The sequence below is a fragment of the Rhodococcus sp. PvR099 genome, from assembly GCF_017833315.1.
GTDB classification, from domain to species: domain Bacteria; phylum Actinomycetota; class Actinomycetes; order Mycobacteriales; family Mycobacteriaceae; genus Rhodococcus_G; species Rhodococcus_G oryzae.
On sequence record NZ_JAFIBV010000001.1, the window covers coordinates 2,031,387 to 2,048,302 of the forward strand.

Below are 16,916 nucleotides of genomic sequence, written 5' to 3' on the forward strand. Positions count from 1 at the left end.
GGTGTTCCTAATCCATCGTCGGGATGACGAAGTGGTTGGTCGCGTGCTCCTTGGTTCCCGAAGGCCACCGCTGCGTGACCGTCTTGGTCTTGGTGTAGAAGCGGAAGGAGTCCGGGCCGTGCTGGTTGAGGTCGCCGAAGCCGGACCGCTTCCAGCCGCCGAAGGTGTGGTACGCGATCGGCACGGGGATCGGGACGTTGACGCCGACCATGCCGACGTTGACGCGAGCGGTGAAGTCACGCGCGGTATCGCCGTCACGGGTGAAGATGGAGACACCGTTGCCGTACTCGTGCTCGGTGGGCAGGCGCAGAGCCTCCTCGTAATCGGCTGCGCGAACCACCTGGAGGACGGGTCCGAAGATCTCTTCCTTGTAGATTCGCATGTCCGCGGTGACATTGTCGAAGAGAGTGGCGCCTGCGAAGAATCCGCCCTCGTGGCCCTCGAGGGTGAAGCCGCGGCCGTCGACGACCGGCGTTGCGCCCTCGTCGATGCCGATCTGCACGTAGTTGTTGACGCGGTCGAGGGCGTCCTTGCTGACGAGGGGACCGAAGTCGGCGGATTCGTCGTCGCTGCGGCCGATCTTCAGCTTGGCGACGCGCTCCTTCAGCTTCGCGACGAGCGCGTCTGCCGTCTCCTCGCCGACGGGAACGGCGACCGAGATGGCCATGCAACGCTCGCCCGCGGAGCCGTAGCCGGCACCGATCAGGGCGTCGGCGACCTCGTCGAGGTCGGCGTCGGGCATCACGATGGCGTGGTTCTTGGCCCCGCCGAAGCACTGCGCGCGCTTGCCGTTGGCGGCCGCGGTCTCGTAGATGTACTGCGCGATCGGGGTCGAGCCGACGAAGCCGACCGCCTTGACCCGGTCGTCGGTGAGCAGCACGTCGACGACCTCCTTGTCGCCGTTGACCACGTTGAACACGCCTGCGGGCAGGCCTGCCTCGACGAACAGCTCGGCGATGCGCAGCGGCACCGAGGGGTCGCGCTCGGAGGGCTTGAGGATGAACGCGTTGCCCGCGGCAAGCGCCGGTCCCGCCTTCCACAGCGGGATCATCGCCGGGAAGTTGAACGGGGTGATGCCTGCGACGACGCCGAGCGGCTGCCGCATCGAGTACACGTCGATGCCGGTGCCCGCGGACTCGGTGTACTCACCCTTGAGCAAGTGCGGCGCGCCGAGCGAGAACTCGATGACCTCGAGGCCGCGCTGGATGTCGCCCTTGGCGTCGGGAATGGTCTTGCCGTGCTCCGAGGACAGCAGTCGCGCGAGCGAGTCCATCTCCAGCTGCACGAGCTGGAGGAACTTCATCAGGACGCGGGCACGCTTCTGCGGGTTGAAGGCGGCCCACTCACGCTGAGCGTCAACCGCATTGGCGATGATCGCCTCGGTCTCGGCCTTGTCGGCGAGCGGCACGCGCGACTGCACCTCGCCGGTGTTGGGGTCGTAGACGTCGCCGAACTTGTCGGAGGTGCCGGGGACGCGCTTGCCACCGACGAAGTGGGTGAGTTCCTGAACCATTTTCTTGGACCTGTTCTCGCTAGGGCGAATGCCCGCGCCGACCCCATGGCAACCCACGGGCGCGGTGCGGAGTTCCGGATATGTTGCCATCCTATAGTTGGATGTCCATGTATGTCTAGAGGTGGCGCCGACCAGGCGAGAATCCCGGTCCCGTCGAACAAGATCATCCGAAACCGGGGGTGCGAACACCGCCGACGGAGAACAATCACGGTCACAAGGTGCCGGCCGGACCGCCACCGGGCGCGCGCGAACGGGCATGAAACCTGTCAGCTGCACTCTCTCGTCTCAGGATGGAGATCGCCCGATGGAGCCCCAGACCGAATCGACCCGGCGCGCGAACGAATCACCTCAGTGCTCGGACGGGTCCGCCGGATTCTCCACGGCGACGACCCGCCGCACCTTCCTCGGCGCCGCGGGCGCCCTTGTCGCGGCGGGCGTAGCCGGGATCGGCTCGACCGGTCCGAGGGCGAGCGCGGCCCAAGGGTCCGGCGTACCCGTCCATCGCCCCAACATCGTCGTGATCATCACCGATCAGGAACGGCACCCGATGCACTGGCCCGCCGGGTGGGCGGACGTGAACCTGCCCAACCGCAAGCGCCTCGCGGACCACGGGCTCTCCTTCACCCGGTCCTTCTGCAACACCGCGATGTGCTCCCCCAGTCGCAGCACGTTCTTCACCGGCCTCTACCCGGGCCCAGCACGGTGTCACCGCGACCCTGACCGAGGGCGGGACGGTCTCGCCCAACGAACCTCAGTTGCAGGTCGGCGAGCAGAACATGGCCAGGGTGCTGGAGTCGGCCGGCTACACCGTCCACTACCGCGGCAAGTGGCACATGAGCAAGGGCGCCGCGGGCGGCGACCCGAGCAGCGCCGACATCGCGGCCTACGGGTTCCAGGGCTGGGTCCCGCCCGAGGGCGGGCAGGACACCAACCCGGATCACTTCGGCGGCGGCTGCGCCGACATCGACCAACGCATCGCGAACGAGGCGGTCGAGTTCATCGGCGGCCAGGGCGCCGACGGGGACGGGCCGTTCGCGCTGATCGTCTCGTTCATCAACCCGCACGACGTCCTCGCCTACCCGCAGACGTGGGACGCGCTGAACGGCACCTGCAACAACTACGGGACCGAGGCGACGCAGGCGTTCAACCAGGGCATCACGCTGCCGCCCAGCGTCGACGAGATGCTCGCCCGGGGTCACAAGCCGACCGCCCAGATCCAGTCGCAACTGCTGCTCGCGGCCGGGCTCGGTCCGCTGATCGGCCCCCAGGCGGCACAGAACTACGTGAACTTCTACGCCTACATGCACAAGGTGGTCGACGACCACATCGGCGCCGTCCTCGACGCGCTCGAGGCCGAGCCGGGGCTGATCGACCGGACCGTGATCGTCCGGATGTCCGACCACGGCGAGATGGGGCTCTCGCACGGGGGCCTGCGCCAGAAGATCTTCAACGCGTACGAGGAGACGCTCCGGGTGCCCCTCGTCATCAGCAACCCGGTGATGTTCCCGAGGCCCGTGCAGACCGACGCCATGGCATCGCTCATCGACGTGGTGCCCACCCTGGCCACCCTCGCGGGCGCGGACCCGGCCCCGTGGCGGTTCCTCGGCACCGATCTGATGCCGGTGGTCGCGGACGCCGCCGCGCACCCGGACAACCCCACCGCGGCGGTGCAGGACAGCATCCTGTTCACCTACGACGACCAGAACTGCGCGACCCCCGACGGCCAGTTCATCGTCACCCAGCCCAACCACATCCGCTGTGTCAGGGACACGATGGAAGTACTCCGCGTACTTCGACCCCGCGGGCGTCGCCTCGCCGCAGTACGAGCTGTACGGCCTGGTCGAGGACCCCCTCGAGATGCACAACCGCGCCAACCCGCTCAACGTCGGCTACTACGCCCCTGAGCAGGCCGCTGCCATGCACACCGAGCTGTTCGCCGCGATGGCGCGGACGGGCACCACCCCGGCCCGCGGCCTGTAGCCGCTGAGCGGGACGAGGGGGTTGTGGGCGCCCCCGGGCGGGTCGACGCTGGGTACATGTCTGAAGCCACCAACACCCCCGCGACCCTTACGACCGCCGTCATCGTGACCGGCGGCGCATCGGGCATCGGCCTCGCGTCCGCCCGCTCCCTCGCCGAGGCCGGCCGTCCGGTCGCCCTCTGGGACCTCAACGAGGCGAAGGCCAAGTCAGAGGCCGAGGCCATCGCCGCCGAGTTCGGCGTCGATGCGATCGGTGTCGCGGTCGACCTGAGCAACCCCGACCTGTATGCCGACGCGCTGGCCACCACCCGCGCCGCGCTGCCGAACATCGGCGGACTGGTGCACGCCGCGGGCGTCGTCGACACCGGTTCGCTCGAGGGCGTCACCGTGGACGTGTGGGACCTCGGCATCAACACCCACCTGCGTCCGCTGGTGCTGCTGACGAAGGAACTGCTGCCGGACTTCAAGGCGAACCCGGGCTCGGCAATCGTCGGCATCGCCTCGATCAACGCGCACCTCGGCAACGCCATCAACCCGGTGTACAGCGCTGCCAAGGGCGGCATGCTCGCGGTCGTCCGCTCGCTCGCCGATCGGCTCGGGCCCGACGGCATCCGCATCAACTGCGTCTCCCCCGGACAGATCCTCACCCCGATGCTTCAGCCGACCGTCGACATGCTGCCGGAGGGCACGTTCGAGCGCCGCATCCTGATGGGCCGCCTCGGCCGCCCGGAAGAGGTCGGCCGAGTGGTCCGCTTCATGCTGTCCGACGAGGCCAGCTACATCACGGCCAGCGAGCTGGTCGTCGACGGCGGAAACATCTCCTCGCAGCGGTAGTCGGGCGTCACTGCCCGCCCAGGATCCGGTAGGTGGCCGTCAGCTCGCGCAGCGCGTCGGCCACCACCGGCTCCTCCACCCCGCCCGCCCGCAGCGCCTTGCGCAGCGGCTCCGGGGTGAGATCGTCCGGCGCGGGCCGGAATTCCAACCGCGGCAGCGGCGGCAGCTCGATCCGGTCCCCGAAGTAGTCGTCGAGATCGGGCGCGGATTCGGCGTCCGCCCCGTCCGAGTCGAACGAGCGGATCAGGGTGTCGAGGTCGAGCCCGCGGAGGGTGAGGATGACCAGCGGCTCGGTGTCGAGGCGCTGCGCGGTGAGGTAGACGATGGCCGCCGCATGCTTGCACGGCCAGCCCTGGTCCGGGCAGGTGCAGCCGAAGTCCAGGTCGCCGGACTCGGTGGGCAGCAACAGCTCCCCGAGCTCGATCGGCACCGTCCCCGCGGCGAGGGTGGCGAGCATGCCCGGCGTCGAGCGCACCCGGTCGATCAGCACGTCGACGGTGTCGGGATCCAGCGGGCGGAGGGTGAACGTCGCGGTGAACGGGTCGATCTGACTGCCCTGGACCTCACCGACCACCGCTCCAGGCGCGATCCGATAGCTGATCACCTGTCCCGCGCGGGCGGAGCCGCGCCCACGTGCGATCCGGCCGGAGTCGGCGATCTTCTCCATCGAGGACACCAGCGCGCGGCCCCACCAGGACTGCGCAAAGGGGCCGCCGCGCGCCGCGCGCTGGGTGCCGAACTGGCTGAAATCGGTTCGCCGCCGGTTCATTCGCCCACCGCCTCCTCGCCGAGCATCATCAGTTCGCGGAGCTCATCGGTGGACATCTCGGTGATCCAGTTCTCGCCGGTGCCGACGGCGAGGTCCGCCAGTTCCGACTTGCTCGCCAGCATCGCGTCGATCCGCTCCTCGAGGGTGCCGACGCACACCAGCTTGCGGACCTGCACGTGGCGACGCTGACCGATACGGAAGGCCCGGTCGGTGGCCTGGTTCTCGACCGCGGGGTTCCACCAGCGGTCCAGGTGCACAACGTGATTGGCCGCAGTGAGGTTGAGTCCCGTACCGCCGGCCTTGAGCGAGAGCAGCATTATGGGCGCGGCGTCGCCGCCCTGGAATCCCTCCACCATCGCGTCACGCTTGGCCCGCGACACCCCGCCGTGCAGGAAAGGCACCTCGGCGCCGAACCGCTCCGCCAGGTACGGGGCCACGAGCGAGCCGAACTCGCGGAACTGGGTGAACAGCAGCGCGCGCTCGCCGTCGGCGAGCACCGACTCCAGGATGTCCTCGACGAGGCCGAGCTTGCCGGACCGGTGGCTGCCGCGACGCAACATCGGCGAGCCGTCGCCGAGGAAGTGCGCCGGGTGATTGCACACCTGCTTGAGCCGGGTCAGCGCCGCGAGCACCGCGCCCTTGCGGGCCGCGCCCTCGGTGTCCCTGATCCGCTCCATCATGTCGTCGAGCACGGCCCGATAGAGGGAGGCCTGCTCGGCGGTGAGGTTCGCGCGCACGGTCATCTCGAACTTCTCCGGCAGATCGGAGATCACCTCGGGGTCGGTCTTGACCCGGCGCAGCACGAACGGCGAGGTCACGGTCCGCAGCCGCGCCAACGCGCCCTCGTCGTGCTCGCGTTCGATGGGCACGGCGAACCGGGCCCGGAACTGCTGGGCGCTGCCGAGCATCCTCGGGTTCACGAAGTCCAGGATCGAGCGCAGCTCGTCGAGCCGGTTCTCGACCGGGGTGCCGGTCAGCGCGAGCCGGTGCGCCGCCGGGATCGCCCGCGCCGCCCGCGCCTGGGCCGTGCCCGAGTTCTTGACGTGCTGGGCCTCGTCGAGCACCATCCGGCGCCAGCTCTGCTCGCCGAGAGCGGCCGTGTCCCTTGCCAGCAGCGCGTACGTGGTGATCACCAGGTCGTGTTCGGCCACCACCGCGGTCAGCTGCTCGCCGCGCAGACGGTCGGTGCCGTGGTGCACGAGCACCCGCAGCCCCGGCGTGAACCGGGCGGCCTCGCGCTGCCAGTTCCCGACCACGGACATCGGGCAGACCAGCAGGGTCGGCCCCGGGCGCTGCGCCCCGTCGGCCCGTTCGTGGGCGAGCAGCGCGAGCAGTTGTACCGTCTTGCCCAGGCCCATGTCGTCGGCGAGCACCGCGCCGAGCCCGAGGTCGCTCATGAACACCAGCCAGTCCAGCCCGCGCCGCTGATAGGGCCGCAGCCGCGCCTCGAGCCCGGGCGGCTGCGGCACACTGGTCGGCCGCGCTCCCGAATCGAGCAGTCCCGCAACCCAACCGGTGGCCGTGATCTCCTCCACCGGAACCGGCGGCGATTCCGGCGCAGTGAGCTGCCCCAGGAGGTCGGCGAGGGTGCGCCCGCCGTCGCCTGACTGCCGGATGACGTACTTGGCGGCCCGCGCGAGAACGGTCTTGTCGGCCTGCACCCACTGTCCCCGCAGCCGGACCAGGTCGGTCTTGGCCCGGGTCAGCTGCGCCATCTCCGCGGGCGTGAGCACCATGTCGCCGAGCGCGAGCTCCCAGTTGTAGGCGACGAGCTGGTTCATCCCGACCGCGCTGTCCTCGCTGTCGGCCGCCACCGGCGGGCTGGTCACCCGCAGCCGCAGCGACGGGGCCACCACGCTCCACGCGCGCGGCAGCATCAACGTGACGCCCGCGTCGGCGAGCACCTGGGCGCCGTGCGCGACCAGGTCGGTCACCACCTCCAGCGGCAGCAGCAGGTCGAGGCTGTCCGGGTCCGACGGCACCGCGCGCAGCATCGGGTAGGCGGCCATCGCCTCGGCGAGCTTGCGCACCCCGACCGTCAGTGCCTTGGGGTCGCCCAGGTGCACCGGCACCGGGCTGGGCGCCTCGCCCTCGGGCCGTAGGCAGACCTGCAGCCGCCAGAGCACCAAGGCACCGTCCTCGAGAGCGGGCTCGTCGTCGTCCTCCGGTTCGAGCAGCCGCAGGACCAGGTCCGGCTCCTCCACGGTGAGGCTCTGCCGCCACTGCTGCAGATCGGTGGCGATCCGCTGGGTGCCCTCGGCGAACGGGGTGCCCGCGGCCAGCGCCGCGAGCAACGGGTGCTCGCCGCCGTCGCGGTCGCGGAGCAGCTCGCGCACGATCGGGTCGGTGATCTCGAAGACGAGATCCTCCAGCACCTTTCGCGCGCCACCCGATCCGCGGAGCACGGCGGGCGTCGCCGCCGCCAATTCCGAGATCCAGGCCCGCTGCCGATCGCCGCCGACGAGCCGCCACCGGGCCCACCACTGGCCGTCCGCGCGTTCGAGCTCGGGCACGACCCGGCCCGCCCGAACCCAGCTCCGCACTCCCCTGGCGACGTGCGCGAGGAAGCGGAGGTCGCCGGGCAGACCCGGAGTCGGGCCGGTGGGGAGGTCGAGCAGCAGCGCGGCGGCCGCGGGCGGCGCCAGCGCGAGGGCGGGTACCGTCACCTCACCGAGCGTGCCGTCGCCGTTGGGCAGCGACACCGTGACCCGGTGCCGGAACTTGCGGTCCATGGCCCGCCGCAACGAGGCGGGCAGGTGCTCGATCTCGTCGTCGACCGGCTCGGGAGCACCGCCGTCGCGCCACAGCATCAGCCCCGATCCCGGGGACCACACCGCGTGCACCATCAGCCCATCCAATCAGGCGGCCACGACAAACCGCGACGACGCTGGATTAATCCGTCTGACCAGCGGGATAATGGGCCATTGGGCGAATCGCGTCGGGAGCGACAGATGACCATCCTGGTTCAGGTGCTCGAGCAGGGCTACTCGCACAGCACGCCGTGGCAGCAGCGCAGATACCAGTTCGTCGACGCCGCACACATCGTCGGCCTTCGGCTGGACGGGCAGTCCGGGGTGTGGCTGGACATGACCCGGCCGGGCGAGTCGCACCAGCTGGCGCTGACGCCCTCGCCCGACCTCTCGGTCTACTTCCTGATGCGGGTCTTCGACGACCTCGCGAACTGTGAGCGCCAGGGCGGCTCCTGGTTGATCGGCCACGACGGCAGCAACCTCGAGTCGATCACCGCCACCCGCTTCCCGATGCCATGAGTGGCCGGTACCAGAACGTCCGGTTTCCCCCTATGCAACCAACCGAGCAATTGCTAGGTTGCTGTGATCCGCAATCACAGTGATCCACACAACAATGGGGGGCACATGTTCCGAGCGTCACGCACCGCGGCCTTCGTCCTGTCGCTGGCCGCGCTGATCTTGCCGTTCGGGGCGGGGGCCGCCCAGGCCGAGCCGCTGCCGGAGAACTACAACTTCTTCGCGGGCATCCCGAACGAGCTGGCCAACCCCGGCGGCTCGCTGCCCGGCGCGAACGACTTCGGATGCAAGCCGACCGCGGAGCATCCGCGACCGGTGGTGCTGGTGCACGGGACGGGCGGCGGGCAGCAGACCAACTGGGGCGCCTATGTCCCGATGCTCAAGAACGCTGGCTTCTGTGTGTTCGCCCTGACCTACGGGGCGATTCCCGGCGCACCCTGGCCGATCTCGGCAATCGGCGGGATGGGCCCGCTCGAGAACAGCGCCGGTGAGTTCAAGACCTTCGTCGACCGGGTGCGCTCCGCCACCGGCGCCCCGACGGTGGACGTCGTCGGCCACTCGCAGGGCACGCTGATCCCGACGTACTACCTCAAGCACCTCGGCGGCGAGGGCACGATCACCAACTACGTCTCGGTCGCGCCGCCGTGGCTGGGCCTGACCACCCTCGGCGTCGACGCGTTGCCCGCCTACGCCAAGCGGTTGGGGGTGCCCGAGACCTCGGTCCCCGTGTGTCAGGGCTGCGGCGAGATGACCGCCGATTCCGAACTGATCAAGAAGATCAACGCCGGTGGCACCCCCTACGTCAAGGGCGTGAACTACACCAACATCTCCACCCGGTACGACGAGGCGATCGCGCTGCCGCAGGGTCAGGTGCAGGGCCCTCCCGGCTACACGGTGAACAACATCGTCGTGCAGGACACCTGCGCGCAGGACTACTCCGAGCACGCCGCCATCGCCGGCTCCAAGCGCGCGGCGTACATGGTGTTCAACGCGCTCGACCCCATGCACCGGCGCGAGGTGCCGTGCATGTTCGTCCCGCCGTTCACCGGCTGAGCGTCCGGCGTCGGTGACCGGTGTCCCGGTCCCCGACAAACGGAAATGCCAGGCCAACCCGCCGAGGTACCGTCGAACCACTGTCCGACGACGATCGGAGCACCATGTCGCTTCCCACGCTCGGCAGGTCGATCGCGATCAGCGGCCTCGTGCTCGCCGGGTTGTTCGGTGCCTGCACGCCTGCGGCGGCTGGTCCGGAGCAGGACAGGTGGGTGAACATCCCGGACACCGCGACCGTCGCTGACGGACTTGCTTGTGGCGGCCGAATCGGAGGCGTCACGGTCGCCACGGACAGTCTCCCCGGGCTGGTCTACGTTTGACTGAACGCGACGTTCGTCGGGATATCGACCACGCCAGGGGCGCTGTGCTCGGTATTGGCAACGCTGCACTGGCGCAACCTGGGAACCGGCGCTGCGGGATCGTGGTCCGCCGAGGTCAGTGGCGGGGTGATCGACTTCCCGGCGGAGCCGTGGACACACCTCGAGACGGGGTCCGGCCGCGTCGAGGTCACCCTGACAACCGATCGTCCGCACCTCCCCAGCGTCACCCAGATCAACGTGTATTGAGTCGGCGAACCTGCGATCGGCGGCCGTGACCTTCCGCCGAGGTGGACCACCGACGGCCGACGGCGATAGCGTCGAGCGGGTGAGCCGAACCATCCGAGACGCCCTGACCAAGGACACCCGCCTGTGCATGTCCCTCGCCGCGCGGCCGTCGAACATCGGCACCCGGTTCCACAACTACCTCTATGAGGAACTGGGCCTTGACTTCGTCTACAAGGCGTTCACCACCACCGACCTGTCTGCCGCCGTCGCGGGCATCCGGGCGCTCGGCATCCGCGGCTGCGGCGTCTCGATGCCGTACAAGGAGGCGTGCATCGAGCACGTCGACGTGATGCACGATTCGGCCGCCGCCATCGCCTCGGTGAACACCATCGTCAATTCCGGCGGTGTGCTGCATGCCTACAACACCGACTACGAGGCGGTCGCGACGCTGCTCGCCGAGCACCGGGTCCCCCCGACGCTCAGCGCCGCGGTCGCGGGCAGCGGCGGGATGGCCAAGGCCGTGGTGGCGGCGCTGCGCGACAACGGGTTCGGCCAGGTGACGGTCATCGCCCGCAACGAGGTCACCGGGCGGGCGCTGGCCGACCAGTACGGCTTCGACTGGCGCCCAGAGCTGGGCGAGCTGCGGCCGGGGCTGCTGGTGAACGCCACCCCGGTCGGGATGTCGGGCGGGCCAGGGGCCGACGACCTGCCCTTCGGCGAGGACGCCGTGCGCAGGGCCGAGGCGGTGTTCGACGTGGTGGCGTTGCCGCCCGACACCCCGCTCGTGCGGGCCGCGTCGGCGCTGGGCAAGACCGTCATCACCGGCGCCGAGGTGATCGCGCTGCAGGCCGCGGCCCAGTTCGAGCTCTACACCGGGGTGCGCCCGAGCCCGGACCAGATCCGCCGGGCCTCGGAGTACTCGCGGTCCTGACCGGGTGAGGCACTAGGGGGTCGGGCCGGTCGCCACGGGACGATCCGGATCGCTGGACCACTGCGACCACGAGCCCGGGTACAGGGCCGCGTCGATCCCGGCGATGGCCAGCGCGGCGACCTCGTGCGCGGCCGTCACCCCCGACCCGCAGTACACCGCAACCGGTGCCGAACCGTCGGCACCCAGCCCGGCGAAGCGTCGACGCAGGGCCTCGGCGTCCGCGAATCGTCCGGCGCCGTCGAGGTTCTCGGCAGTCGGGGCGCTGCGCGCCCCCGGGATGTGACCCGCACGCGGATCCACCGGCTCGACCTCGCCGCGGTATCGCTCGGCGGCGCGGGCGTCGAGCAGCACCCCGTCCACCGCGAGCTCGGCGGCCTCGCTCGCCGTCACCGTCGGCAGGTGACCGGCGGTGAGCTCCACGTCCCCGGCCCGCACCGGTTGGCCCGCACCGGATTCCAGGTCGAGTCCCGCCGACGTCCACCCGGACAGCCCGCCGTCGAGCATCCGGACGTCGGGCACCCCGGCCCAGCGCAGCAGCCACCAGGCGCGCGCGGCGGCGGTGTTCCCGGTGGCGTCGTAGACGACGACGGCGTCGCCGGTGTCGATCCCCCACCGCCTCGCCGCGGACTGCAGGTCGGCGATCTCGGGTAGCGGGTGCCTGCCGTGTTCCGGCGCGGGCGGCGCGGCCAGCTCGGTTTCCAGGTCCACGAACGAGGCGCCGGGAATGTGCCCGTCGTGGAAGTGTTCCCAGCCGTTCGGGTCGCGGAGCGCCCAGCGGACGTCGAGCAGTACCGGCGGCCGGGGCGCGCCCAGCCGGGCTGCGAGTTGCTCGGCGGTGACGAGTACCCCGAGTTCGCGCCGCAGCAGTTCGGCCATCGGCTCGCCGAAGGCGACGAAGGTGACGGTCCGCACCGAGGTGCCGGAGCTGCGCACCGCGGCGACTGCCTGGCGCACGGCGTCGGCGTGCGGCCAGCCGTAGCTGCCGGCCGAGATCAGCGGGAAGGCCACCGTCCGCGCGCCCAGCTCGTCGGCCACCTCGAGGCTGCGGGTGTAAGCCGAACGCAGCACTGCCGACCGGTCCTCGTCTGCCGAGTGCACCGGTCCCACCGTGTGAATCACCCAGCGCGCGGGCAGATCTCCCGCGGTGGTGGCGACGGCGTCGCCCGCGGACAGCCCGTCCGGCAGCGTGCTCGCGCGCAGCCGTCGACATTCCTCGAGGATGCTCGGGCCGCCGGCCCGGTGGATGGCCCCGTCCACTCCCCCGCCGCCGAGCAGTCCGGAGTTCGCCGCGTTCACGATCGCGTCCGCCTCGACCTTCGTGATGTCCCCGCGAAGCACCTCGATAGCCACCATGGCCACACCGTACCGCCGCCGAGTGTGCAGTTGCCGCCGCAAACCCCAGGAAGCGCGCCAGCAGCTGCACACTCGGCGTCAGCGCACGGTGATGGTGCGGCTGTGCCAGCCGGTGGCGCCGTCGGGGATCGGCTCGGCGCGCTCCTCGGTCTGGACGTTGCCGTCAAGATCCGTGGCACGCACCTGCACGTTGTGCACCCCCGCGGGCGCGTCCCACTGCCAGGACCACTGACGCCAGGTGTCGATGGAGTACTGCGGCGCGAGGGTCGCGGGCTGCCACGGCCCCTCGTCCACCCGCACCTCCACCCTCTCGATGCCCCGGTGCTGCGCCCAGGCGGTGCCCGCGATCGTCACCTGTCCCTCGGACACCGGCGCGAACGCGGCGGGCACGTCGATCCGGGAGGCCGTCTTGATCGGCGCCCTGTCCCCCCATCCCCGTTTGGTCCAATACGCCTGTGCCCGATCGAATCTGGTGAGCTCCCAGTCGACGACCCACTTGGTGGCCGAGACGAAGCCGTACAGTCCCGGCACCACCTGGCGGACCGGGAACCCGTGCTCGAGCGGCAGCGGCTCGCCGTTCATCGCGATGGCCAGCAGCGCGTCGCGGCCATCGCGCAGCACCTCGACGGGCGTACCGACGGTGAAGCCGTCGACGCTTTTCGACAACAGCATGTCCGCGTCGCGCTGCACCCCGACCTCGTCGAGGAGTTCCGCGATCGGGAAGCCGACCCAGGTGGCATTGCCCGCGAGTTCGCCGCCCACCTCGTTCGAGACGCAGGTCAACGTGATCCGGCGCTCGATGGGCGTCCGCCGCAGCAACTCGTCCCAGCCCAGCGTGACCTCGCGGTCCACCATGCCGTGGATGCGCAGGCGCCAGTCCTCGGTCGTCAGGCGGGGCACCTGCAGCGCGGTGTCGATGCGGTAGAAGACCGGGTTCGGGGTGGTGAACGAGGTCGCGCCGGGGATCTCCAGGTCGACCCCGGGCGGGATGGGCGCCGCCCGATCCGCGACCACGGGCACTTTCACCCGACGCCTGCTCTCGAGCACCCCGCTCAGCCGCTGGTTCATCTGCCGCCCGGCGACCCCCGCGGCGGCGGCCACCGCGACGGCCACCGACGCGATCACCAGGAACCGGCGCCGTCCCATCCCCCCGTCGCTGCCGCGCGAGGGTTCGTCGAGTTGGGCCGTGAGCAGCCGCAACACCACGATGCCCAGGATCACCCCGACCACCGTCGGCACGGCATCGGCCCCGCTCGCGCCGGGCCGGTTGTAGGCGGCATACATCCCGACCAGTCCGAGCCCGGCGAGGATCGCGCTGCCGTACGGCCGCGACGGCCGTTCGACGATGCCCGCGATCGCGGCGATCACCGCGACGAGGACCGACATCCCGATGAACAGCGCGGGCTTGTCGTTGGTACCGAAGGTCGTGATGGCGAACTCCCGGGCCCAGGCCGGGCTGCGGTCGACCGTGGTCGATCCGACCGCGAAGAAGGGCGACGATTCCGGGCCGGTCAGCGCCGACAGCAGTTCGCCGACGCCCAGCACCACGCCTGCGGCGATCACACCCGACACCGCCCGCGCGATCAGCCGCAGCGCCGCGTTCCTGGCGACGGGGCTCCCCTCCGTTGACGTCGAACTCGTTTCCGGCATGCCCGCCTCCGCTCCCTTGCATGGTAGTTCGCAAGGTCTTCGGAGCCGATGGGTCGCGCGGATAGGTCCGTCACCGAAATGGGGCGTTCGAGCGCCCCCGGATCAACGGGTGGGCTCGGTCAACTGGGTCGTCGCCTCCGAAGTCGTCGTCACCGAAGTCGTCGTCACCGCACTCGGCTCGGCCGCGCTCAGCCGATAGACGTGTTCCGGGGAGATGATCTCGGTGATCGCCGTCGCCAACTCGGTGCTCGGCTCGCCGCCCTCGTAGGCGATGTCGGTGTTGGTCATGATGACGAGGGTCGTCTTCTGCTCCGGCAGGTAGACCGTCACGGTCTGGTATCCGGGCAGGCTGCCGTTGTGGCCGATCCAGCCCGCGGCGTTGAACACCCCCAGGCCGTAGCCGACGTCGGGGGGATAACCCGGCGCATTCACCGTCTCGAGCCGCTGAGCCTGGGTTTCCGGCTTGAGCAGGGTGCCGGTCGCGAGCACCGGACCCCAGATGTGCAGATCCTCGAGGGTCGAGATCATCGCGCCTGCCGCCCAGCCCCAGGACGGGTCCCAGTCGGTGGCCGTGGCTTCCTTGCCGTCGGCGGTCTGCACGGTGTAGCCCTGCGCGTGCGGGCTCGGGAACGCGTTGGTGGTGGGGAAGTTCGTCTTCTCCATGCGCAACGGCTGGAGGATCCGCTCGTTGATGTAGTCCTGCAGCGCCAGCCCGCTTTCCTTCTCCACCACGCGTCCCAGCAGCACGTAGTTGGTGTTGCAGTACTGGAATCCCTGGCCGGGCGGGAACGTCGCGGGTTGGGCGAACGCATAGTCCAGCAGTTGCTGCGGGGTGAAGGGCGCCTTGGGATCCGCGAAGAGCGCCTGCTGGAACTCCGGGCTCGCCGAGTAGTTCGCCAGCCCGCTCTGCATGCGGGCCAACTCCCGGATGGTGATCTGATCGCCTGCGGGGACGCCGTCGATGTACTTCGAGATGGGGTCGTCGAGTCCCACCTTGCCCTCGTCCACCAGCTGCAGGATGGCGGTGGCCGTGAACGTCTTCGTCAGGCTGCCGATCCGGGTGTAGAAGCCGGTCTCCATCGGCACGTCGGTGGACTTGTCGGCGACGCCGAAGGCCCTGACGTAGTCGCCCTCCGGCCCCCAGATGCCGACTATCGCGCCTGGCACGGACGTCTTGGTCATGGTCGAGTTGATCGCGTCGTCCAGGCGCTGGGCGACGGCGGAATCCATCTCCGCGCTCGGTTCGGCACCAGCTGGCGTGCTGGTGGCCGCCTGCTCCGAGGTCGAATCGTCTGCGCATCCCGCCGCTATGAGCAGGGTGACGGCCGCCGCCGCCAACAACCCCCGCCGCCGATGTGTCCTGGTCACGACCTGTGCTGTCATCGCCGGGTCCCGTCGTCAGACGTGCAGTTGCCTGCAGAACCTACTCCGTACCGGCAGGTCCCACCCTCGTTTGACCGGAGGACCGTCGTCTCAGAACTGCTGCCAGTCCGGCTTGTGCCGCAGCGCGTACCGGTAGTAATCGGCCAACGCGAACCACTCCGCTGCCGCCTCGTCGACGACCACGGTCGCGTGCCGGTGCAGTTGCAGCACCGACGCCGGGCAGATCGCAGTGAGCGGGCCCTCCACCGCCGCGGCGATGGCGTCCGCCTTGCCCGCCCCGACCGCGACCATCACCAGGTGTCTGGCTTCGCCGATGGTGCCGAGGCCCTGGGTCAGCACGTGGAGCGGGACGTCGTCGACGCTGCCGAAGAAGCGGGCGTTGTCGAGTCGGGTCTGCTCGGTCAGCGTCTTGATGCGCGTCCGTGACGTCAACGACGACCCGGGCTCGTTGAAGCCGATGTGTCCGTCGGTGCCGATCCCGAGCAGCTGCACGTCGATACCACCGGCAGCCGCGATGGCGGCGTCGTAGCGGGCGGCCTCCGCGGCCAGGTCCGGTGCCTGCCCGTCGAGGCCGTGCACCCGGTCGGGGTCGAGATTCACCCGATCGACGAATTCGGATCTGATCACGGAAAAATAGGACTGTTCATGGCTTTTCGGGAGCCCGACGTACTCGTCGAGCAGGAACACCCGGGCGGACGAGAAGTCCAACCCGTCGTCGTGGTGCCGCCGGATCAGCTCGCGGTAACTGCCGAGCGGAGACGACCCGGTCGCGAGGCCAAGCGTCGTCGGGCCTCGGCGCACGGAGCGCTCGACGATGTCGGCGACGGTCGAGGCGACTTCGTCTGGCGTGGACCGGATCACGATCTCCATGTCGTTTCCACCCTACCGGCGGCCGCCACCGCCCGTGGGTCGGCTCGATCACTCGGGCGGCACGGCCAGCGACACACACGATACTGGCGCTCGACGCAACCTGTCGTCCCGCACGACTACTCGAAATCCTGGATGACCACAGCTTTGCGGCAAGAACATGTCGAGATCCCGGCCCCGGCTCCGTCCCAGCATCGAATCGGCACACAACAATCGGAGGATGGATCCCATGGCACACGTAAAGCGTTTCGACCACATCGGCATCACCGTCGCGGACCTCGACACGGCAACGGCGTTCTTCGTCGGACTGGGCCTCGAGGTGGAGGGCACCGGATCCGTGGAGGGCGAGTTCGTGGAGACCGTCTGCGGCATCCCCGGCGCGCACTGTCAGATCGCGATGCTGCGGCCGCCCGGCGGAGGGTCCCGGCTGGAGCTCTCGACCTTCGTCACGCCCGACCACGTGCCCGGATCGCCGACGGCGATGGCCAACGAGGTCGGGCTGCGCAACGTGTCCTTCGAGGTCGGCGACCTCCAGGCGGCGGTCGACGCGGTGGCTGCGGACGGGTACGGGCTCATCGGCGGCATCGGCGAGTACGAGAACAGCGTGCGGATGGCCTACGTGCGTGGGCCCGAAGGGATCATCGTGTCCCTGTTCGAGCAGATCGGCTGACGCAAGAAGGCCCGCACCCAGCCGCCCGCCTCGCCGAGTGTGCGGTTGCCGGGGCAAACGCCCAGATAGCGCGACAGCAGCTGCACACTCGGCGGGGGCGCCG

At 70.0% G+C, this 16,916-nt stretch carries 17 protein-coding genes and 2 pseudogenes; 10 read left to right on the forward strand and 9 right to left on the reverse strand.

The genetic code is table 11. From position 1 onward, the window contains the following. Window positions 1-7 precede the first annotated feature (7 nt). The gene (locus tag JOE46_RS09325) at window positions 8-1,513 is read right to left on the reverse strand and encodes a CoA-acylating methylmalonate-semialdehyde dehydrogenase (protein ID WP_209927015.1); all 1,506 of its coding nucleotides are present in this window, start codon (window positions 1,511-1,513) and stop codon (window positions 8-10) included. A 348-nt stretch (window positions 1,514-1,861) separates the two neighbouring features. Next, on the reverse strand, window positions 1,862-2,026 hold the full coding sequence (locus JOE46_RS26355; RefSeq protein ID WP_245222401.1) for a hypothetical protein: 165 nt from the start codon (window positions 2,024-2,026) through the stop codon (window positions 1,862-1,864). A gap of 34 nt (window positions 2,027-2,060) precedes the next feature. On the opposite strand from JOE46_RS26355, the pseudogene JOE46_RS27100 reads away from it, so the two are divergent. The 4 genes and pseudogenes from JOE46_RS27100 to JOE46_RS09335 form a co-directional block, all read left to right on the forward strand. Continuing rightward, window positions 2,061-2,147 (forward strand): annotated as a pseudogene (locus tag JOE46_RS27100) (hypothetical protein); the annotation flags it as partial. Window positions 2,148-2,268: 121 nt separating this feature from the next. Further along, a complete protein-coding gene (locus JOE46_RS09330; protein ID WP_354580695.1) occupies window positions 2,269-3,417 on the forward strand; it encodes a sulfatase-like hydrolase/transferase in 1,149 nt (382 codons plus the stop codon). Then, entirely contained in the window at window positions 3,371-3,493 is a 123-nt protein-coding gene (locus JOE46_RS26730) for a hypothetical protein (RefSeq protein ID WP_280923544.1), read from the forward strand. The genes JOE46_RS09330 and JOE46_RS26730 overlap by 47 nt, the downstream gene beginning before the upstream one ends. Window positions 3,494-3,549: 56 nt before the next feature. Beyond that, window positions 3,550-4,326, forward strand: a complete 777-nt coding sequence (locus tag JOE46_RS09335; protein WP_097213727.1) for an SDR family NAD(P)-dependent oxidoreductase — start codon at window positions 3,550-3,552, stop codon at window positions 4,324-4,326. Between the two features lie 7 nt (window positions 4,327-4,333). Here the strand turns inward: JOE46_RS09335 and JOE46_RS09340 are convergent, their stop codons facing one another. Together JOE46_RS09340 and JOE46_RS09345 are read right to left on the reverse strand one after the other, a co-directional pair. Next, a complete protein-coding gene (locus tag JOE46_RS09340; protein ID WP_097213728.1) occupies window positions 4,334-5,095 on the reverse strand; it encodes an SWIM zinc finger family protein in 762 nt (253 codons plus the stop codon). Next, a complete protein-coding gene (locus tag JOE46_RS09345) occupies window positions 5,092-7,941 on the reverse strand; it encodes a DEAD/DEAH box helicase (RefSeq protein ID WP_209927016.1) in 2,850 nt (949 codons plus the stop codon). Before JOE46_RS09345 ends, JOE46_RS09340 begins: the two co-directional genes overlap by 4 nt. A 105-nt stretch (window positions 7,942-8,046) precedes the next feature. Between JOE46_RS09345 and JOE46_RS09350 the strand changes: the two genes are divergently transcribed. The 5 genes from JOE46_RS09350 to JOE46_RS09365 all read left to right on the forward strand — a co-directional run bounded on the left by JOE46_RS09350 (window position 8,047) and on the right by JOE46_RS09365 (window position 10,890). Next, window positions 8,047-8,364, forward strand: a complete 318-nt coding sequence (locus JOE46_RS09350) for a hypothetical protein (protein WP_097213730.1) — start codon at window positions 8,047-8,049, stop codon at window positions 8,362-8,364. 105 nt (window positions 8,365-8,469) lie between these two features. Continuing rightward, window positions 8,470-9,414 (forward strand): triacylglycerol lipase, encoded by a 945-nt coding sequence (locus JOE46_RS09355; protein ID WP_209927017.1) that lies wholly within the window; start codon window positions 8,470-8,472, stop codon window positions 9,412-9,414. Between the two features lie 104 nt (window positions 9,415-9,518). Further along, window positions 9,519-9,734, forward strand: coding sequence for a hypothetical protein (locus JOE46_RS26360; RefSeq protein ID WP_245220997.1), 216 nt, complete (start codon window positions 9,519-9,521; stop codon window positions 9,732-9,734). Window positions 9,735-9,788: 54 nt separating this feature from the next. Further along, complete coding sequence (locus tag JOE46_RS26365; protein WP_245220998.1) at window positions 9,789-9,980, forward strand: hypothetical protein; 192 nt, start codon at window positions 9,789-9,791, stop codon at window positions 9,978-9,980. Window positions 9,981-10,059: 79 nt separating this feature from the next. Further along, window positions 10,060-10,890, forward strand: a complete 831-nt coding sequence (locus JOE46_RS09365) for a shikimate 5-dehydrogenase (RefSeq protein ID WP_209927019.1) — start codon at window positions 10,060-10,062, stop codon at window positions 10,888-10,890. 12 nt (window positions 10,891-10,902) lie between these two features. Here JOE46_RS09365 and JOE46_RS26370 read toward each other — a convergent pair whose 3' ends face one another. The 5 genes and pseudogenes from JOE46_RS26370 to nagB all read right to left on the reverse strand — a co-directional run bounded on the left by JOE46_RS26370 (window position 10,903) and on the right by nagB (window position 16,146). Next, entirely contained in the window at window positions 10,903-11,766 is an 864-nt protein-coding gene (locus tag JOE46_RS26370) for a sulfurtransferase (protein WP_245221573.1), read from the reverse strand. Next, a pseudogene (locus JOE46_RS26375) lies at window positions 11,752-12,243 on the reverse strand (O-acetyl-ADP-ribose deacetylase); the annotation flags it as partial. The gene JOE46_RS26370 and the pseudogene JOE46_RS26375, both read right to left, overlap by 15 nt. Before the next feature lie 78 nt (window positions 12,244-12,321). Next, a complete protein-coding gene (locus tag JOE46_RS09375) occupies window positions 12,322-13,893 on the reverse strand; it encodes a molybdopterin-dependent oxidoreductase (RefSeq protein ID WP_209927022.1) in 1,572 nt (523 codons plus the stop codon). Between the two features lie 102 nt (window positions 13,894-13,995). Then, the gene (locus tag JOE46_RS09380) at window positions 13,996-15,276 is read right to left on the reverse strand and encodes a serine hydrolase (protein WP_209927023.1); all 1,281 of its coding nucleotides are present in this window, start codon (window positions 15,274-15,276) and stop codon (window positions 13,996-13,998) included. Between the two features lie 90 nt (window positions 15,277-15,366). After that, the gene (gene nagB / locus JOE46_RS09385) at window positions 15,367-16,146 is read right to left on the reverse strand and encodes a glucosamine-6-phosphate deaminase (protein WP_209927024.1); all 780 of its coding nucleotides are present in this window, start codon (window positions 16,144-16,146) and stop codon (window positions 15,367-15,369) included. Window positions 16,147-16,372: 226 nt separating this feature from the next. Here nagB and JOE46_RS09390 point away from each other — a divergent pair, with 226 nt between their 5' ends. Further along, a complete protein-coding gene (locus JOE46_RS09390) occupies window positions 16,373-16,813 on the forward strand; it encodes a VOC family protein (RefSeq protein ID WP_097213737.1) in 441 nt (146 codons plus the stop codon). The last annotated feature ends 103 nt before the right edge of the window (window positions 16,814-16,916 follow it).